The organism is Pseudomonas sp. Z18(2022), assembly GCF_036346535.1.
Lineage (GTDB): Bacteria > Pseudomonadota > Gammaproteobacteria > Pseudomonadales > Pseudomonadaceae > Aquipseudomonas > Aquipseudomonas yamanorum_A.
On record NZ_JAOTOA010000004.1, the window covers coordinates 146,106 to 162,591 of the forward strand.

At 62.2% G+C, this 16,486-nt stretch carries 21 protein-coding genes; 6 read left to right on the forward strand and 15 right to left on the reverse strand.

Going from position 1 to position 16,486, the window contains the following annotated elements:
* Nucleotides 1–153: 153 nt before the first annotated feature.
* Nucleotides 154–486 (forward strand): DUF6124 family protein, encoded by a 333-nt coding sequence (locus V3W39_RS33770; RefSeq protein ID WP_442968399.1) that lies wholly within the window; start codon nucleotides 154–156, stop codon nucleotides 484–486.
* 96 nt (nucleotides 487–582) lie between these two features.
* Here the strand turns inward: V3W39_RS33770 and V3W39_RS11435 are convergent, their stop codons facing one another.
* The gene (locus V3W39_RS11435; RefSeq protein ID WP_330212658.1) at nucleotides 583–1,479 is read right to left on the reverse strand and encodes a LysR family transcriptional regulator; all 897 of its coding nucleotides are present in this window, start codon (nucleotides 1,477–1,479) and stop codon (nucleotides 583–585) included.
* 106 nt (nucleotides 1,480–1,585) lie between these two features.
* On the opposite strand from V3W39_RS11435, the gene V3W39_RS11440 reads away from it, so the two are divergent.
* Entirely contained in the window at nucleotides 1,586–2,818 is a 1,233-nt protein-coding gene (locus V3W39_RS11440) for an MFS transporter (protein WP_330212659.1), read from the forward strand.
* Between the two features lie 147 nt (nucleotides 2,819–2,965).
* On the opposite strand, the gene V3W39_RS11445 is transcribed toward V3W39_RS11440, so the two are convergent.
* The 10 genes from V3W39_RS11445 to ccmA all read right to left on the reverse strand — a co-directional run bounded on the left by V3W39_RS11445 (nucleotide 2,966) and on the right by ccmA (nucleotide 10,318).
* Nucleotides 2,966–3,358, reverse strand: a complete 393-nt coding sequence (locus V3W39_RS11445; protein WP_177043057.1) for a hypothetical protein — start codon at nucleotides 3,356–3,358, stop codon at nucleotides 2,966–2,968.
* Nucleotides 3,359–3,373: 15 nt separating this feature from the next.
* Nucleotides 3,374–4,567 (reverse strand): c-type cytochrome biogenesis protein CcmI, encoded by a 1,194-nt coding sequence (gene ccmI, locus V3W39_RS11450; protein WP_330212660.1) that lies wholly within the window; start codon nucleotides 4,565–4,567, stop codon nucleotides 3,374–3,376.
* On the reverse strand, nucleotides 4,560–5,033 hold the full coding sequence (locus V3W39_RS11455) for a cytochrome c-type biogenesis protein (RefSeq protein WP_177043055.1): 474 nt from the start codon (nucleotides 5,031–5,033) through the stop codon (nucleotides 4,560–4,562). The genes ccmI and V3W39_RS11455 overlap by 8 nt, the downstream gene beginning before the upstream one ends.
* Nucleotides 5,030–5,566 carry a DsbE family thiol:disulfide interchange protein gene (locus V3W39_RS11460; protein WP_177043054.1) on the reverse strand — a complete coding sequence of 179 codons (537 nt, stop codon included), beginning with the start codon at nucleotides 5,564–5,566 and terminating at the stop codon, nucleotides 5,030–5,032. Before V3W39_RS11460 ends, V3W39_RS11455 begins: the two co-directional genes overlap by 4 nt.
* Nucleotides 5,563–7,551, reverse strand: coding sequence for a heme lyase CcmF/NrfE family subunit (locus V3W39_RS11465; RefSeq protein ID WP_177043053.1), 1,989 nt, complete (start codon nucleotides 7,549–7,551; stop codon nucleotides 5,563–5,565). Before V3W39_RS11465 ends, V3W39_RS11460 begins: the two co-directional genes overlap by 4 nt.
* A gap of 3 nt (nucleotides 7,552–7,554) precedes the next feature.
* Nucleotides 7,555–8,010, reverse strand: a complete 456-nt coding sequence (gene ccmE, locus V3W39_RS11470; RefSeq protein WP_008434786.1) for a cytochrome c maturation protein CcmE — start codon at nucleotides 8,008–8,010, stop codon at nucleotides 7,555–7,557.
* Complete coding sequence (gene ccmD, locus V3W39_RS11475) at nucleotides 8,007–8,183, reverse strand: heme exporter protein CcmD (RefSeq protein ID WP_008434788.1); 177 nt, start codon at nucleotides 8,181–8,183, stop codon at nucleotides 8,007–8,009. The genes ccmE and ccmD overlap by 4 nt, the downstream gene beginning before the upstream one ends.
* Nucleotides 8,180–8,935 carry a heme ABC transporter permease gene (locus V3W39_RS11480; RefSeq protein ID WP_003210634.1) on the reverse strand — a complete coding sequence of 252 codons (756 nt, stop codon included), beginning with the start codon at nucleotides 8,933–8,935 and terminating at the stop codon, nucleotides 8,180–8,182. Before V3W39_RS11480 ends, ccmD begins: the two co-directional genes overlap by 4 nt.
* A gap of 82 nt (nucleotides 8,936–9,017) precedes the next feature.
* Entirely contained in the window at nucleotides 9,018–9,686 is a 669-nt protein-coding gene (gene ccmB / locus V3W39_RS11485) for a heme exporter protein CcmB (protein ID WP_003210635.1), read from the reverse strand.
* On the reverse strand, nucleotides 9,683–10,318 hold the full coding sequence (gene ccmA / locus V3W39_RS11490; protein ID WP_177043052.1) for a cytochrome c biogenesis heme-transporting ATPase CcmA: 636 nt from the start codon (nucleotides 10,316–10,318) through the stop codon (nucleotides 9,683–9,685). Before ccmA ends, ccmB begins: the two co-directional genes overlap by 4 nt.
* A gap of 198 nt (nucleotides 10,319–10,516) precedes the next feature.
* Between ccmA and fliK the strand changes: the two genes are divergently transcribed.
* Complete coding sequence (fliK, locus tag V3W39_RS11495) at nucleotides 10,517–12,100, forward strand: flagellar hook-length control protein FliK (RefSeq protein WP_330212661.1); 1,584 nt, start codon at nucleotides 10,517–10,519, stop codon at nucleotides 12,098–12,100.
* Entirely contained in the window at nucleotides 12,097–12,426 is a 330-nt protein-coding gene (locus V3W39_RS11500) for an EscU/YscU/HrcU family type III secretion system export apparatus switch protein (RefSeq protein ID WP_259195943.1), read from the forward strand. The genes fliK and V3W39_RS11500 overlap by 4 nt, the downstream gene beginning before the upstream one ends.
* On the opposite strand, the gene V3W39_RS11505 is transcribed toward V3W39_RS11500, so the two are convergent.
* A complete protein-coding gene (locus V3W39_RS11505; protein ID WP_259195944.1) occupies nucleotides 12,420–12,689 on the reverse strand; it encodes a hypothetical protein in 270 nt (89 codons plus the stop codon). The genes V3W39_RS11500 and V3W39_RS11505 overlap by 7 nt on opposite strands.
* A gap of 247 nt (nucleotides 12,690–12,936) precedes the next feature.
* On the opposite strand from V3W39_RS11505, the gene V3W39_RS11510 reads away from it, so the two are divergent.
* Both V3W39_RS11510 and V3W39_RS11515 read left to right on the forward strand, forming a co-directional pair.
* Nucleotides 12,937–13,320, forward strand: coding sequence for a Rap1a/Tai family immunity protein (locus tag V3W39_RS11510; RefSeq protein WP_330212662.1), 384 nt, complete (start codon nucleotides 12,937–12,939; stop codon nucleotides 13,318–13,320).
* Between the two features lie 82 nt (nucleotides 13,321–13,402).
* Nucleotides 13,403–14,566, forward strand: a complete 1,164-nt coding sequence (locus tag V3W39_RS11515; RefSeq protein WP_330212663.1) for a hypothetical protein — start codon at nucleotides 13,403–13,405, stop codon at nucleotides 14,564–14,566.
* 33 nt (nucleotides 14,567–14,599) lie between these two features.
* Here V3W39_RS11515 and V3W39_RS11520 read toward each other — a convergent pair whose 3' ends face one another.
* The 3 genes from V3W39_RS11520 to V3W39_RS11530 form a co-directional block, all read right to left on the reverse strand.
* Complete coding sequence (locus V3W39_RS11520) at nucleotides 14,600–14,995, reverse strand: DUF2802 domain-containing protein (RefSeq protein WP_177043048.1); 396 nt, start codon at nucleotides 14,993–14,995, stop codon at nucleotides 14,600–14,602.
* Entirely contained in the window at nucleotides 14,996–15,481 is a 486-nt protein-coding gene (locus tag V3W39_RS11525) for a chemotaxis protein CheW (protein ID WP_003210641.1), read from the reverse strand.
* Between the two features lie 72 nt (nucleotides 15,482–15,553).
* On the reverse strand, nucleotides 15,554–16,372 hold the full coding sequence (locus tag V3W39_RS11530; RefSeq protein WP_177077258.1) for a CheW domain-containing protein: 819 nt from the start codon (nucleotides 16,370–16,372) through the stop codon (nucleotides 15,554–15,556).
* Nucleotides 16,373–16,486 lie beyond the last annotated feature (114 nt).

Sequence of the window (16,486 nt, forward strand, 5' to 3'; positions counted from 1 at the left end):
GTCCAGCGGGAGCAAGCTCCCTCGCCACAAGGTCTTCGCCCGGCATTGGAAATGTTGAAAAGCTCGTTTCTCACGTGCTCTGAACAAGACTTTCCCTACGGCTAGTCATTGAACTCTTCCCCATTATGTCGACCGAGTTGTACGCAGGAGGGCATGCCCCTACCGGGTTTCCATTCCCCGGTCGACCAACCTGCGTACGGCTCACCACCCTCCGACAAACTCTTCGCTGTACGTGCGGGTCCCAGCACTGAAGTCGCCTTGTGCAACGCCAGCGAGACTCTTGAGTCGGCGGCTGTCAGCGCCTATGACTGTGCCGAGCATCTTGATGGGGCCGCCGCAAGCAAGTGTTGGCGGTGGTGCAATGGGTGGAGATGGCGCAGTTATTGGTGGATGAGGCGCTGGATCGGGAGTGCCCGGTGGCCTGATCAAAACCGAAATCCAACCGGCAACATAAATCTAAGGTGGGAGCTGGCTTGCCTGCGATGACTGACTCATAGCCGACATCTCAGGAACTGATACACCGCTATCGCAGGCAAGCCAGCTCCCACATTTTGATCTTCATCAGGTTCAAATTCGTCGGTGTTATTGGGCGGTGCGAGCACGCAACCGTGGCATCACAAAATCCAGAAACGCGCGCAATTTCAGCGGCAACGGTGACTGCCCTTTGTGCACCAAACTAATGGGCAACGGCGCCGACTCGAACGCCTCAAGCACCACCGCCAACGCCTCTTCCCGCACTGCATCCGCTACCTGATACGACAACACCCGAATCACCCCAACCCCCAATGTCGCCGCCGCAATCGCCGCTTCCGCCGTATTCACCGACAACCGCGAATGCACCGGCACCGAGACCCCGGTTTTACCCGCGCCAAATCCCCACGCCCCTTGGGACGCCAGCACTTCAAAGGTGATGCAGTCATGCCCTGCCAAGTCCTGAGGCTCAGCCGGTACGCCGCGAGCGGCCAGATACGCCGGGCTGGCACACACCACGCGCCGCACCGTGCCCACTTGCATGGCCTTGAGCGAGCTGTCGGGCAACTCGCCAATGCGCACGGCCACGTCGCAGTGTTCTTCCATCAGGTGCACGACGCGGTCGGTGAGGATCAGGTTGATGTCGATCTCCGGGTACTGCGCCAGAAATTCCGCCACCACCGGCACGATGTGCAACCGCCCGAACACCACTGGCGCGGTGACCACCAGCTCACCCCGGGGCTGGGAGTATTCGCCGGTGGCGGCGCGCTCGGCCTCGCTGATGTCTTCAAGAATGCGCCGGCACGCCGCGAGGTAGGAGGCGCCGGCATCGGTCAACGACAGTTGGCGCGTGGTGCGGTGCAACAGGCGGGTCTTCAGGTGCGTCTCAAGTTCAGCCACCTTGCGGCTGACGCTGGCCAGTGGCATGTCGAGGCGCCGCGCTGCAGCGGTCAGGCTGCCCGCATCAACCACGGCAACGAAGATGGACATGGATTCAAGGCGGTTCATGGCAACCTATCAAATTCTGGAAGGATGATTCCAGATCCTAGGGGATTATCCTGCCATGCGCGAGTGCGTAACGTTGGCCACTCATCTCCGCCCCCGGAGACCTGTATTGAAGGAGAGTGCCGTGAGTGGCCAACCGATTACCTCCCAAAATCCTGCAGCGCCTGCGGTCGCGCCGCGCGGCAAGATCCTCATGATGGCGGTGATCGCCGGCGCGGTGATCACCAATATCTACTGCACCCAGCCGATCCTGCCTTTGATTGCCTCGGACATGGGCGTAGACGTGACCACCGTCGACCTGGTGGCCGGTTCCGCCCTGCTGGGGTTTGCCACCGGCCTCGCCTTGCTGCTGCCGATGGGCGACCGTTTTGACCGGCGCAAACTGGTGCTGGGGCAGATCGCGCTGGCGTTCTGTTTCGCCCTGGCGGCGGCGTTTTCACCGGGCATCTGGGCGCTGATCGCGGCGTCTTTTGGCTTGGGGATTGTGAGCTGTGTGCCGCAGCAATTGGTGCCGTTCGCGGCGGTGATGTCGCAGCCTCATGAACGTGGGCGCAACGTGGGGACGGTGGTCAGCGGGATCATGGTCGGCATTCTGCTCGGGCGCACGATTGCCGGGGTGGTCGGTGAGGCTTATGGCTGGCGGGCGGTGTACGCGATGGAAGCGGCCTTCATGATCCCGGTATGGATCGCCGCCGCCAGGTTGCTGCCACGGGGCGTGCCGAGCACCAACCTGTCCTACCCTCGCCTGCTGGCGTCGCTGTGGCCGCTGATGCGCGACAACAGCCCGATCCGCCAGTCGATGATGGTGCAGGCGTTGTTGTGGGCTTGCTTCAATGCGTTCTGGGTGAATCTGGCGGCGTTGCTGGCTCATGGGCCGTGGCAGCTGGGCAGCGCGTGGGCCGGCGGTTTCGGGATTATCGGTGCAGCGGGTGCCCTGGCGGCATCACTCGGTGGACGGGCGTCGGACCGGTTGGGTTCGCGCAAGGTGATTGGGGCGAGTATCGGGATTGTGACCTTGGCGTTCCTGCTGCTGGCGGGAGCGGAAAGCTCGATAATTCTGCTGGTGCTTGGGGTGATCGTGCTGGATATCGGCGTGCAGTCGGGGTTGGTATCCAACCAGACCCGGGCGTTTGCGGTGGACCCGAAAGCCCAGGGCCGCATCAACAGTTTGTACATGACGGCGACGTTTTTTGGCGGTGCGGTGGGGGCCACGGTCAGCGGCTGGTTGATGGCGCGGTTGGGCTGGATGGGGATTGTCGAGTTTGGGGTGATGCTGGGGGTGATTGCGGGGGTGATCCATTGGATCAGTGGCGCAGGCCAGGCCGAATATCAAAAACAGTAGAGATCCTGTGGGAGCCGGGCTTGCCCGCGATAGCGGTGTGTCAGCAACCATTTCATAACCTGATACACCGCTATCGCAGGCAAGCCAGCTCCTACAGTTGATTGCATTTCACGCTCATGAAAAAGGCGACCCGAAGGTCGCCTTTTTTCATTGCGCGTATTGCTTGCTCAACCCCGGCGGTACGCCATGGACGTCGGTCTCTTCCCAAGGCCCGTTCGGGCTGATGGAGCGGCTCCAGCCGTTACTCCAACGGTAGTAGGTGCGCTGGCGGTAAAACGTATCGGCCTGTTCGTCCAGCACGTACACCTGCATCTTCCCGTCCCAGTGGCTGGCCGCACCCGGTGGCGGTGCGAAGGTTGGCGAAGAGCTCGGCACCGGCTTCGACGGTTTGATCACTGGCCCGGAAGGCTGGGTGCTCGGCTGGGTCGACGGCCCGGTGGGCGGGATGGTCGGCCCGGTAGGCGACGGTGGCCGATGGACCGCACAAGCACTCAGCCCCAGTACCAGGCTGAGCAGGGTGATACGCGCGATGGCGGTCATGGGCATTTCCTCGAATTAGTGGTCCGGACTGTCGATGGTCAGCTGCTGCAGCGCAGTGGTGCTGCTGGCCAAGGGTTGGCTGCGGCCGATCCACTCGCCAGCTGTCGGAACACCTGCCCGGGATATGCGCGCAACCAGTTGGACTTCGGGAAAGTTGGACAGTTTCAACTGCGGCATCATCGCGTCGCTGTCGCCCAGTTCGACGGTGATCGGCAGGTCGGCCACGCTCACGCGCTTGGCGGCCAGCGGTGCCGGCGGGCCTTTGACCGCGCGGGCGAAGATGAACACGCTGTCGGTCGGCAAGGCTTTGGCCTTCACGTCCGGGGCCAGGTCCACGCGTACTTGCATCTGCTTTTGTGCCTTCACCGGCGCCACGCTGCCGCCGCTCTCTTTGAGCTTCTCGGCGGCGCGGTCGATCCCGCCTTGCAGCGCGGCCCGGGAGTTGTCGTCCGGTGGCAGTTGCGCCAGCAGGCGCTTCCAGTAGTCGATCGCCTCCTGGTAACGCTGGCCTTCAAAAGCGGCGATGCCCAGCAGGCCGAGGCTGGTGACTTCTTTCGGGTCGAGTTTCAGCGCTTCGTCGGTCAGGGCCTGGACCTTGGGCGACCATTGCTTGTTGTCGGCAAAGTACTGGGCCTGGGCCCACTGCCCGAGCAACTCCGGCTGGCGACCGGCCAGGGCCACGGTGCGTTCGAAGACTTTGGCCGCATCGGCCGAGCGGTCCTGGGCCATGTAGGCGCGACCGAGGAAGTACAAGCCTTCCGGCGAGTCCGGCTGGGCCGCTGCGGCGCGCTCCAGGCGGCGGGTCATGTCTTCCATGGACACCGGTGGCTGGGAGAATTCGCGGGTCAGTTCGACCTTGTCGCTGGCGCCGTAATGCAGGTAGAGCGCCACGCCCAGCACCGGCACCAGAAAGGCCGCGAGCAACGGCAACGGTTTGCCGAGACGCGATTCCCGGGGCTTTTCCACACCCTCGGTATCGGCCAGCAACTCACGCGCCGCTTCAGCGCGACCGCTGTCCAGTTGGGCCGCATCCAGCACGCCTTCGGACTGCTGGGTTTGCAGTTCGGCCACGCGTTCCTGATACAGCGCCACGTTCAGCGCGGTGCGATCTTCTTCACGCTGGGCACGGCGGCCGCGTAACACCGGGATCAGCAGGAAACTCAAGGCAATCAGAAGCAGCAGACCCGCTGCGAGCCAGAAATCAATCATCAGTTTTTTTGTCCAGCAGTTGGTCGAGGCGTTGACGCTCATCGACAGAAAGCGAGTCCGAGCCATCGGCCGGGGCGACACGACGACGGCGCACGATCACCGCCATCACCACTAAGCCTGCGAGCAACAGCCCGGCGGGGCCGAACCACAGCAGCGCGGTCTTGCCGGTGAGCGCCGGCTTGTAGCGCACGAAGTCACCGTAGCGGTCGACCATGAAGTCGATGATCTGCTGATTGTCCTTGCCCTCGCCGAGCATGCGGAAAATCTCTTTGCGCAGGTCGGCGGCAATCGGCGCGTTGGAGTCGGCGATGTCCTGGTTCTGGCACTTGGGGCAGCGCAGTTCCTTGGTCAGCTCGCGAAAACGCTCGCGGTCACCGTCCTTGGCAAATTCGTAGGTGTCGATGGCGGCGTGGGCCACGCCGACCATGCTCAAGCCCAATACAGCAGCGGCTAACCAACGCTTCATGGCTTGGCCTCGTCCACCAGCGCCTGGTACTTGGCGGCCAGTTGCTCGCGCCACACCACTTCGTCGATCACGCCCACGTACTTGTCGCGGATCACGCCCTTGGCGTCGATGAAGAAGGTTTCCGGGGCGCCGTACACGCCGAGGTTCAGGCCAAGGTTGCCGTCTTCGTCACGGATATCCAGCTGGTACGGGTTGTGGAATTCCGCCAGCCACTTCAAGGCGGCAGCGTTGTCGTCCTTGTAGTTGATGCCGTAGATGACCACGCCCTGCTCGGCCAGCTTGTTCAGCACCGGGTGCTCGACGCGGCAGGAAATGCACCAGGTGCCCCACACGTTGACCAGCGCCGGTTTGCCCTGCAAATCCGCTTGAGTCAGGGTCTTGTCACCCTGTACGGTCGGCAGCGAGAACGCCGGGAACTGTTTGCCGATCATCGCCGAGGGCAACTCGGCCGGGTCCAGGTACAGCCCGCGATACAGGAACACCGCCACCACCAGGAACGCCGCCAGCGGCAACACCATCAACCAACGCTTCATACTGGCGCTCCTTGCAGGCCGAGGGCTTCACGCACCCGGCTCTTGACCTTGACCCGGTAACGCCGGTCCGTCGCGGCCAGCAAACCACCGAAGCCGGTCAGCAGGCCGCCGAACCAGATCCAGCGCACAAACGGTTTGACGTGGACCCGCACGGCCCAGGCGCCATCGCCCAGCGGTTCACCCAGGGCGACGTAGAGGTCGCGGGTGAAACCGGCGTCGATCCCGGCTTCGGTCATCATCGAGCTTTGCACGGTGTACAGGCGTTTTTCCGGGTGCAGTACCGCGATTTCCTTGCCATTGCGCACCACGCGTACGGTGCCTTTGTCGGAGGTGAAATTGGGGCCTTCGAAGTGCTTGGCACCTTCGAAAATGAAGTGGTAACCGGCCAGGTCCATGGACTCGCCCGGCGCCAGGCGCAGGTCGCGCTCGGCGCTGTTCTGGCTGGACAACACCACGCCGAGGGCACACACGGCGATGCCGATATGCGCGACCTGCATGCCCCAGTAGCTGCGGGTCATGGTCGGCAAGCCTTTGATCAAACCTTTGTGGCGGGTCTTGTCGATCAGGTCACGTACGCCGGCCAGCAACACCCAGGCAGCCAGCATGAAGGTGGCGAGCACGGCCCAGTTGAAGTCGCCGTAGGCAATCCCGGCGATCACCGCCAGCGCGGCGCTGCCCAGCAGTACCGGGGTGAGCATGCCCACCAGCCACTTCACCGGGGTGTCTTTCCAGCGCACCAGTACGCCGACCGCCATCACCACCATCAACAGCGCCATCAACGGGATGAACAGTGCGTTGAAGTACGGCGGGCCGACGGACAGTTTGGCGCCGCTCAGGGCATCCAGCACCAGCGGGTACAGGGTGCCGAGCAGGATCATCGAGGCTGCCACCACCAGCACCAGGTTATTGCCCAGCAGCAGGGTTTCCCGGGACCAGAGGTTGAAGCCGACGTGGCTCTTGACCACGGGGGCGCGCAACGCAAACAACGTCAGCGAGCCGCCGACCACGAACAGCAGGAAGATCAGGATAAACACGCCGCGCTCCGGGTCGGAGGCAAACGCGTGCACCGAGGTCAGTACGCCGGAACGCACCAGGAAGGTACCGAGCAGGCTCAGGGAAAACGCAGCGATGGCCAGCAACACGGTCCAGCTCTTGAACACGCCACGTTTTTCCGTGACCGCCAGCGAGTGAATCAGCGCCGTGCCCACCAGCCATGGCATGAAGGAGGCGTTTTCCACCGGGTCCCAGAACCACCAGCCGCCCCATCCGAGTTCGTAGTAGGCCCACCACGAGCCCAAGGTGATGCCGATACCGAGGAACGCCCAGGCGACGATGGTCCATGGCCGCGACCAGCGCGCCCAGGCAGCATCAAGACGCCCGCCGAGCAAGGCGGCGATGGCAAACGCGAAGGCTACCGAGAAACCGACGTACCCCATATAGAGCATCGGCGGGTGCACGATCAGGCCGATGTCTTGCAGCAGCGGGTTGAGGTCGTGGCCGTCTACCGGGATCTGCGGCAGGATGCGGGTGAACGGGTTGGAGGTCATGATCAAAAACAGCAGGAAGCCGATGCTGATCATGCCCATCACCGCCAGCACCCGGGCCAGCATCACCTGCGGCAACTGGCGGGAGAAGATCGATACGGCAAAGGTCCAGCCGCCGAGGATCAATGCCCACAGCAGCAACGAACCTTCGTGGGCGCCCCACACGGCGCTGAACTTGTAGTACCAGGGCAAGGCGCTGTTGGAGTTGTTGGCGACATAGGCGACAGAAAAGTCGTCAGTCATGAAGGCGTAGGTCAGGCAACCGAAGGCGAACACCAGAAACGCGAACTGGCCCCACGCGGCCGGCTGGGCCAGGCTCATCCACAGGCGATCACCGCGCCAGGCACCCAGCAACGGGACCACGGCCTGGACGATGGCAAAGCACAGGGCGAGGATCATCGCCAACTGGCCCAACTCGGGAATAAACAATGCGGACGTCATGACTTAGCCCTCCTTGGCGGGGGTCGGGGCGGATTGGCCGCTGTCTTTGAGGGCCTTGGTGACTTCCGGCGGCATGTATTTTTCATCGTGCTTGGCCAGCACTTCGTCGGCCACCACCACGCCGTCGGCGTTGAGCTTGCCGAGGGCGACGATGCCCTGCCCTTCGCGGAACAGGTCCGGAAGGATGCCGCGGTAGGTGATGGTCACGGATTTGTTGAAGTCGGTGACGATGAATTTCACGTCCAGGGAATCCCCGGAACGTTGCAGCGAGCCCTTCTCGACCATGCCACCGGCACGGATTCGTGTGTCCAGCGGGGCTTCGCCGTTGGCGATCTGGGTCGGGGTGTAGAACAGGTTGATGTTCTCCCGCAGGGCGCTCAGGGCCAGGGTCACGGCAATGCCGACACCGGCCATGATGGCCAGGATGATCAACAGACGCTTTCTACGCAGCGGATTCACTTTTCGGTCTCCCGGCGCAAACGACGCGCCTCTTGTTGCAGGTAACGCTTGCGGGCCAGGATCGGCGCGGCGACGTTGAGGGCCAGCACCGCCAGGCAAATGCCATAGGCCGTCCAGACGTACAGGGCGTGATGGCCCATGGCGAGAAAATCACTGAAAGAGTTGAAGCTCATCCACGGGCTCCCAGGCTGTTTTGCACTTCGGCCTTGACCCAACTGGTGCGGGCTTCACGCTTGAGCACTTCGAGGCGCATGCGCAGCAGCAGCACCGCGCCGAAGAAGCAGTAGAACCCCAGCACCATCAGCAGCAGCGGCGCCCACATTTCCACGGGCATGGCCGGCTTTTCGGTGAGGGTGAAGGTGGCGCCCTGGTGCAGGGTGTTCCACCACTCCACCGAGTATTTGATGATCGGGATGTTGATCACGCCGACAATCGCCAGTACCGCACAGGCCTTGGCGGCGCTGTCGCGGTTGCTGATGGCGTTGCCCAGGGCGATCAGGCCGAAATACAGGAACAGCAGGATCAGCATCGAGGTGAGGCGCGCGTCCCACACCCACCACGAACCCCAGGTCGGCTTGCCCCAGATCGCGCCGGTGACCAGCGCCACGGCGGTCATCCAGGCACCGATGGGCGCGGCGCATTGCAGGGCCACGTCCGCCAGTTTCATCTTCCACACCAGGCCGACGATGCCGCACACCGCCAGCATCACGTAGCAGGACTGGGCCAGCATCGCCGCAGGAACGTGGATATAGATGATGCGAAAGCTGTTGCCTTGCTGATAGTCGGGCGGCGCGAAGGCCAGGCCCCAGACCAGGCCGATGCCGATCAGCAATACAGCGGCGATGCTCAACCACGGCAGCAGTTTGCCACTGATGCCGTAAAACCATTTGGGCGAGCCGAGCTTGTGAAACCAGGTCCAGTTCATGCTGTTTCCATCACGGTTGCTTCTCGTCATTGCGAGGAGCTTAGGGTCTTTACTGACTAAGACAACGCTTGGTCAGACCTCATTATTCGCCGACGCTGATCTTCAGGCCAGCCGCTATAGCAAAGGGTGTCAGGGTTACCGCCAGGGCGGCCAGGCTGCCAAGCCACAGGAGGTAACCGGTCGCCGGCATGCCCTGGAGCGCGGCTTGCAACGCGCCGCTGCCCAGGATCAACACCGGGATATACAAAGGCAAAATCAGCAGCGCCAGCAACAGGCCGCCGCGCTTCAAACCCACCGTCAGCGCCGCACCCACGGCGCCCAGTAGACTGAGAACCGGCGTGCCAAGCAACAAGGAAAGGAGCAACACCGGCAGGCACTCGGTGGGCAACCCCAGCATCATCGCCAGCAGCGGCGCGAGCAATACCAGCGCCAGGCCGGAAAACGCCCAGTGTGCCAGTACCTTGGCCAATACCAGAAGTGGCAGGGGGTGCGACGAAAGGACCCACTGTTCGAGGGAACCGTCTTCAAAATCACTGCGAAACAGCCCGTCCAGCGAGAGCAGGACCGACAAAAGCGCCGCCACCCAGACCAGTCCCGGAGACAAGGTTTGCAACAGTTTAGTCTCGGGACCGACCGCCAACGGGAACAGCGCGATCACAATTGCAAAGAACACCAGCGGGTTGGCCAGTTCGGCCGGGCGGCGACAGAGTAACCGTGCTTCGCGGGCCACCAACAGGGCAAATACGCTCATACCGACCACCGGCCCAGATCAAGGTCGCGGTAACCGGCGGGCATGCGCGCCAGCGTGTGGTGGGTGGTGAGGACGACCATGCCGCCCTGCTCGCAATGCGCCGCCAGGTGTTCTTCCAGCTGGGCGACGCCTTGTTTGTCGAGGGCGGTGAAGGGTTCGTCAAGAATCCACAGCGGCGGGCCGTCCAGGTACAGACGAGCCAGGGCTACGCGGCGCTGCTGGCCGGCGGACAGGGTGTGGCAGGGAACGTCTTCGAAACCTTTCAGGCCAACGGCGGCGAGGGCCTGCCAGATGGCGTCGCGGCTCGCGGGGTGATGCAGGGCGCTGAGCCAGCTGAGGTTTTCTTCGGCGGTGAGCACATCCTTGATCCCGGCGGCATGGCCGATCCAGATCAGGTTGCGCGCCAGTTCCGTGCGCTGCTCGTGCAGCGGTTTGCCGTTGAGCCGCACTTCGCCCGCCGTCGGCTGCATCAGGCCGGCCAGCAGGCGCAACAGGCTGGTCTTGCCGCTGCCGTTGGGCCCGCTGACCTGCACCATGTCGCCGCCCGCCAGACGCAGTTCGAGGTGTTCGAACAGCATCCGCAGGTCACGTTCACAGGCGAGCGCTACGGCTTCTAGAAGAGGGCTGGTCAAGAGATCGCGGGCCTTTACGGTTCAAGTCGGCGGTGGAACGGCCGTTAAATAGGTGCACATTAACTGCTTTGGCGACCGGTTTTAGAGAGCTGGATCAAATAGTTGTGATGTTTATACCGCTCTCTTTGAAGACGGGCGGCATTATACATGTGATGCCCTACTCTAAAGAGGGCAATTTCCCTTGAGACGACGCGCACGATGACCGGTGAGATCAATCTTCCGACCCTTCCCCCGACGCTGCCGGCCGGCCCCGCGCCTGTGCCCGCGACGGGTGAACTGCTGAAACTGCTGGAGCCGCAGATCGGCCTGATTGACCCCGGGAAAACCGTAAACGCCGAAGTGCTGGCGCTTAAACAAGGTGGCGATGCGTTTCAGTTGCTGCTCAAGCTGACGCTGGAAGGTGGCCGGCAGACCCTGGTGCAGGCCAGCAGCAGCCAGCCGCTGCCCCTGGGCACCCAGGTGGAGGTCAGCCAGACGCCGTCGGGCAATTTGTCCATCAGCCTGCAGCAGGCGCTGAGCTCCAGCGTTGCCGCACTGACGCGTATCGACACCAGCCAATTGCCGGTGGGCACCCTGCTGCAAGGCAAGGTGCTGACCACCCAGGCGCTGCCCCAGGGCGCCAACCAGCCGGTGGTGTATCGCTCGCTGGTGTCGGTGCTCAACAGCGTCCTCAGCGGCGCGACCCTGACCGTCGAAAGCCCGCAACCATTGCGTATCGGCAGCCTGCTTAGTGCCGTGGTGCAAAGTGCACAAACCCTGAGTTTTGTGCCGCTGAGCGGTCTCAAGGACCAACTGGCCGTGGCCCAGCAACTCTCCACCCAGCAAAGCCGCCAGGGCTCGCTGGACGTGGTGTTCACCGCCCTGCAAAGCCTGCCGGCGACCAGCAGCGACAGCACCTTGGTCGACCTGCGCGCCGCCGCCGCGCGTTTGCTGGCGGCCCTGCCCGACCTGGCCCAGGTGAGCAATCCCAAGGTACTGGCGCAAATCGTCCAGAACAGCGGGACCTTTCTCGAAGCCAAGTTACTGGCAGGACAAAACCCGCAGATACCGCCACTGGACATGAAAGGCGCCCTGCTGCGCCTCGTCGCCGACCTGATGCCTGCCCTGCCCGCCAGCACCAACCTCACGGCGGTCCTGGCGGCCAACACCCTGGCGCAGATGCTCCCCAGCTTCGTGCGCAGCCCGTTGGGCACCCTCGGCCAGGTCGGCGCCCGCCAAGCCCCCGCAGGCTTCCCCCTGCCGGATCGGCTGATGCAACGCCTGGAAGGCGAGAGCGACCTGGAAAACCTGCTACGCCTCGCCGCCGGCGCCATTTCCCGCCTGCAAAGCCATCAGCTGTCGAGCCTGGAACAAACCGGCACCACGGCCGACGGCAAGCTCCTGACCACCTGGCAGCTGGAAATCCCCATGCGTACCCTGCAAGACATCGTGCCATTGCAGGTCAAGTTCCAGCGTGAAGAACCGGCCCCCGACAAGGAGCAGCCGGAACGCAAGGACAGCAAGGACCCCAAGCAAATGCTCTGGCGCGTGGAGATGGCCCTCGACATGGAGCCCCTGGGCCCGTTGCAGGTCCAGGCGCAACTGAGCCAGGGCAAACTGTCGAGCCAACTGTGGGCAACCCGTCCGTTCACCGCCAGCCTGATCGAAAGCCACCTGGGCAGCCTGCGCGAGCGCCTGGTGTCGTCGGGGCTCAACGTTGGCGACTTGGACTGCCACCTCGGCACCCCGCCGCGCGGCCCGAAAACCGGGCTGGAACAACGTTGGGTGGATGAAACCGCATGAAAAACCCCAACCCGCCGCGCCAGGCCATCGCCCTCAAATACGACGGACAACAAGCGCCGACCCTGACCGCCAAGGGCGACGACGCCCTGGCCGAAGCCATCCTGAAACTCGCCCGTGAAAACGAAGTACCGATTTATGAAAATGCCGAGCTGGTCAAATTACTGGCACGCATGGAATTGGGCGACAGCATCCCGGAAGAGTTGTACCGCACCATCGCCGAGATCATTGCGTTTGCCTGGACATTGAAGGGCAAGTTCCCGGTGGGATATGACCCGGATGCGGGGCCGGTGGAGCGGGATGTGACGGAGCGCGGTGAAGATTACTGAGCGAGCACCGGACTAATTTCCGCGGCGACATAGCCTGATGGGCTGCCGGGACTCCCCCCAGTAGGTAAAAATGAAACCCGCATTCCTATGAAAGGATCCGTTTTGGAAGGGTTGAGTACCGGATTCAAAAAATCGCGATAGGTGAAGTACAAGTGCCTACCTGAATAGCCTACATATCCGATAAAGCGATTAACTGGGATCCAATCGGTGTCAGGCACAAGATGTTCTATATTGCCAAACTGGCGATCAACATTAATCTCCATCACAAATCCCCTTTGTATATAACAGTGAATGAATAACTCAGCCTCTTACCCTCGCTACATGGGTCACCCTCATTAAACGCCCGTCGATAGTAAAAAAAAACTGTCAACTATTACAGTATCAGCCACCGTTAAAGCAACTCATACTAAGGGGTTATAGAACTGTATATGACGGACAGAGGTTACGATTACCAAACCGTAACAACGGTGCATTAACCTGCCGCCGACCCTTGACCCCGGAGCGCGGCAGTTGAAACGGACTTCAATCCTGATAGCCCTGAACCTTTGTGTGTTTCCCCTGACGGCAACAGCCAGCGACGAAGCTGCTGACTACCTCGCAGCCTGTCGCGAAGGCAGGAAGCTGTCCCTGGATGCACCACCCTCCTACAAGGCCGCCTATTGCCTCGGCATCACCATAGGTGTGTTCGACACCTTAAAATACATGGACGAATTCACCCCCCGAAACCGCCACCTCTGCATGCCGGAACGTCTGGAGCCGGGGAGCCTGGTCGATATCGTTCTGGCATACAGTGAGAAGTACCCTGCGCCAGGGCGATTTGGTACGGCTCGACTGGTGAGGGGCGCAATTGCCGAGCGCTATCCCTGCTTGAAAAAAGACAAGGACACCCTCTAGCAAACGCTACAGGGGGCGATGTATAGCAATTATATCTTTCAAGGTATAAATTATCCCGAACCCGATAGTTCAGGATAAACCCATGAGCCCTACCCGCCCGATTCTCAGTCGAAAGCTACTCGCCGAAGCCCTCGCCCGCGATTTGGCAGGCGAGTCATTTGCCGACTACAGCTCCGGCATGTTCCTCGCGGCCCCGCGCCGTACCGGCAAGAGTACGTTCCTGCGCAACGACCTGATCCCCGAATGCCGGGCTCGCGGCTGGCTACCGGTGTACGTGGACCTCTGGATGAACCGCGAAATCGACCCCGCCGAGCTGATTTCCGGCGCCATCGGCAAAGCCCTGGGCGAGTTCGAAGGCGCGGTGAGCAAAGCGGCCAAGAAAGCCGGTATCGAGAAGATCAGCTTGCTGCGCACCTTGAGTTGGGATTTCACCAAACCTCAACTGCCCGCCGGCACCACGCTCGCCCACGCCCTGGACGTGCTGCACCAAATCTCGGGGCAAATGATCGTGCTGATCGTGGACGAGGCCCAGCATGCCCTCAACAGCGAAAATGGCGTGAACGCCATGTTCGCGCTCAAGGCGGCACGGGACCATCTCAACGGCGGCAGCACGGCAGACGGCCTGCGACTGGTCTTCACCGGGTCCAGCCGGGACAAGCTGGCCAACCTGGTACTCAAGAGCAAACAACCGTTCTTCGGCGCCCATATCACGCCGTTTCCGCTGCTGAGCCGGGATTTTGTCGAGTTCGTGACAGACCTGTGGAACCAGCGCCTGGCGGCGACCAACCAGTTCAACCTTGAGGACATGGACTACGCATTCCAGCTCGTCGGCCGACGCCCGGAAATGCTCAACAAACTGTTGACCGAAGTCAGCGTGGGCCTTGGCGAAGCCAGCAACCTGGGCGAATTGCTGAGGACCGGGGCACTCAATCACCAGGCCGGAATCTGGAGCGACTACGAGAGCGCCTACAACGACCTGTCACCCTTGCAACAAGCAGTGCTGGAAGTGATGGGCGAACGAACCCTGGGCAAGCAAGCGTTCTCGCCTTTTGCGGAAAAAACCTTCCAGGATATAAACAGCAAATTGGAACTGGCCCAGGCTGAGCCGAACGCCAGCACGCCAAACGTTCAGAAAGCCCTGGAAGTGTTGCGGGAGAAGGAGTTGGTCTGGAAAGCCAACCGTGGCGAATACGCCCTGGAGGACTCGACCATGGCCGAATGGCTGAGCAACCGGCATCAGCTATAAGCTGCAAGCAACCCCGCTTGCAGCCCGTAACCTTCAGTTGCTCTTGTGCAACTTGCTCATCAACTGCGCCTCGGCCTGGGTCAACCCGCAGGACTGGGTCAGCTCATCTACCGTGGCGCCCATGCCCACCAGCTTCGCCGCCTGGGCGAACGACAGGCTCGACGGGTCGCGCTGCTCCAGTGCCGACAGTTTGTCCGGCAACGGCGCAAGCACCGCACGCAGCTCGTGCACTTCATCGCCCACACGCACAGCGCTCTGCTGGAAGTTGTCGACCCGCTTGGCCAGCTCCAGGATCCGCCGGTCGCGCACAGCGTCGCGCTCGACCTGTCGAGAGGCCAATTCCCGTTGCTGGCGCACATAGCGCAGCAGGAAGCCCAGGGTCCCGGCCCATAGGATGGCCAGGACGATCACCGCTACCTCAAGGAACAATCAGATATTCTCCAGGTCCTGCCACTCTTCTTCGCTCATCATCTTGTCCAGCTCAACCAGAATCAGCAGTTCGCCGTTCTTGTTGCAGACACCCTGGATGAACTTGGCCGATTCTTCGTTACCGACGTTCGGCGCGGTCTCGACCTCAGATTGGCGCAAGTAAACCACTTCCGCCACGCTGTCGACCATGATCCCGACCACTTGCTTGTCGGCTTCGATGATCACGATGCGGGTGTTGTCGTTGACTTCGGTCGGCACCAGGCCAAAACGCTGGCGGGTGTCGATCACGGTCACCACGTTGCCGCGCAGGTTGATGATGCCCAGCACGTAGCTTGGGGCACCCGGAACCGGGGCGATTTCGGTGTAGCGCAGCACTTCCTGCACGCGCATCACGTTGATGCCGTAGGACTCGTTATCCAGCTTGAAGGTGACCCATTGCAGGATTGGATCATCCACCAGACCTTGTGCGGACACTGACTTGTTCATACTCCAGACCCCTTCAAATACCGTTGGTTACGGTGTGTGTTCTTGGGCAGCGCCTGGGCGCTGCGCTTGTTATCAAGTGCGTTTGTTAAGCGGCATATCCTTCACCGCGCCACTGGCAATCAGCTCCGCCAGTTCGGCGACATCCAGCAGCGCGCACATGTGTTCGATCACAGTACCCGCCAGCCATGGTCGCTGCCCGCGGTGGCTGCGCCATTTGATTTCGTTGGGGTCCAGGCGCAACGAGCGGCTGACTTGATGCACCGCCAGCCCCCATTCGTAGCCCTGGACCGAAATAACGTATTGCAGGCCCTGGCGGAAATCATCCCGGTAGCGGTCGGGCATCACCCAACGCGCAGTGTCCAGTACCTTCAGGTTGCCCTGCTGGCTCGGCAGGATCCCGAGGAACCATTCCGGCTGGCCGAACAACGGCGTCAACTCCTGGCCTTCCAGGGAGTAGATCGACCCCAGGCACACCAGCGGCACCGCCAGGGTCAGCCCGGCGACGTCGAACAGCAAACATTCGAACGGCTCGGCGGCCCACGCCGGGCGACCATCGCCCTGCACCGGCGGCGGGGTGATGCTCGGCGGCAGGTGAACCTCAACCACCGGCTCCACCACCACGGGCGCAATCACCGCCACAGGCTCAACAGGCACGGGCACGGGCACGGGCACGGCAACCGGGACCGCTACGGGCACCACCAACGCATCACGGGCCTGTTCTTCCAGGACCGCCAATTGAAACTCGTCCAGAACCGCTGGCTCAGGCTCGATAACCTCATCGAGGATCAGGATCGGTTCCGGCATTTCCTCGGTGGCGTCCTGGAGCAAGGCGTCCAGATAGGACTCCAGCGCCAGTTGCGGCCGGGTCTTGAAATCAACGGGACGGTTCATCTGTATGCCCACGCGCAAGCCCCATCAACCCTGTACTCAGAGGTTATCGGCCTGTGGGTGTCCGGACTTGAATCGGGAGCCGGTTTTGCCAGGAAAACCGCGGCGTCTGCATCG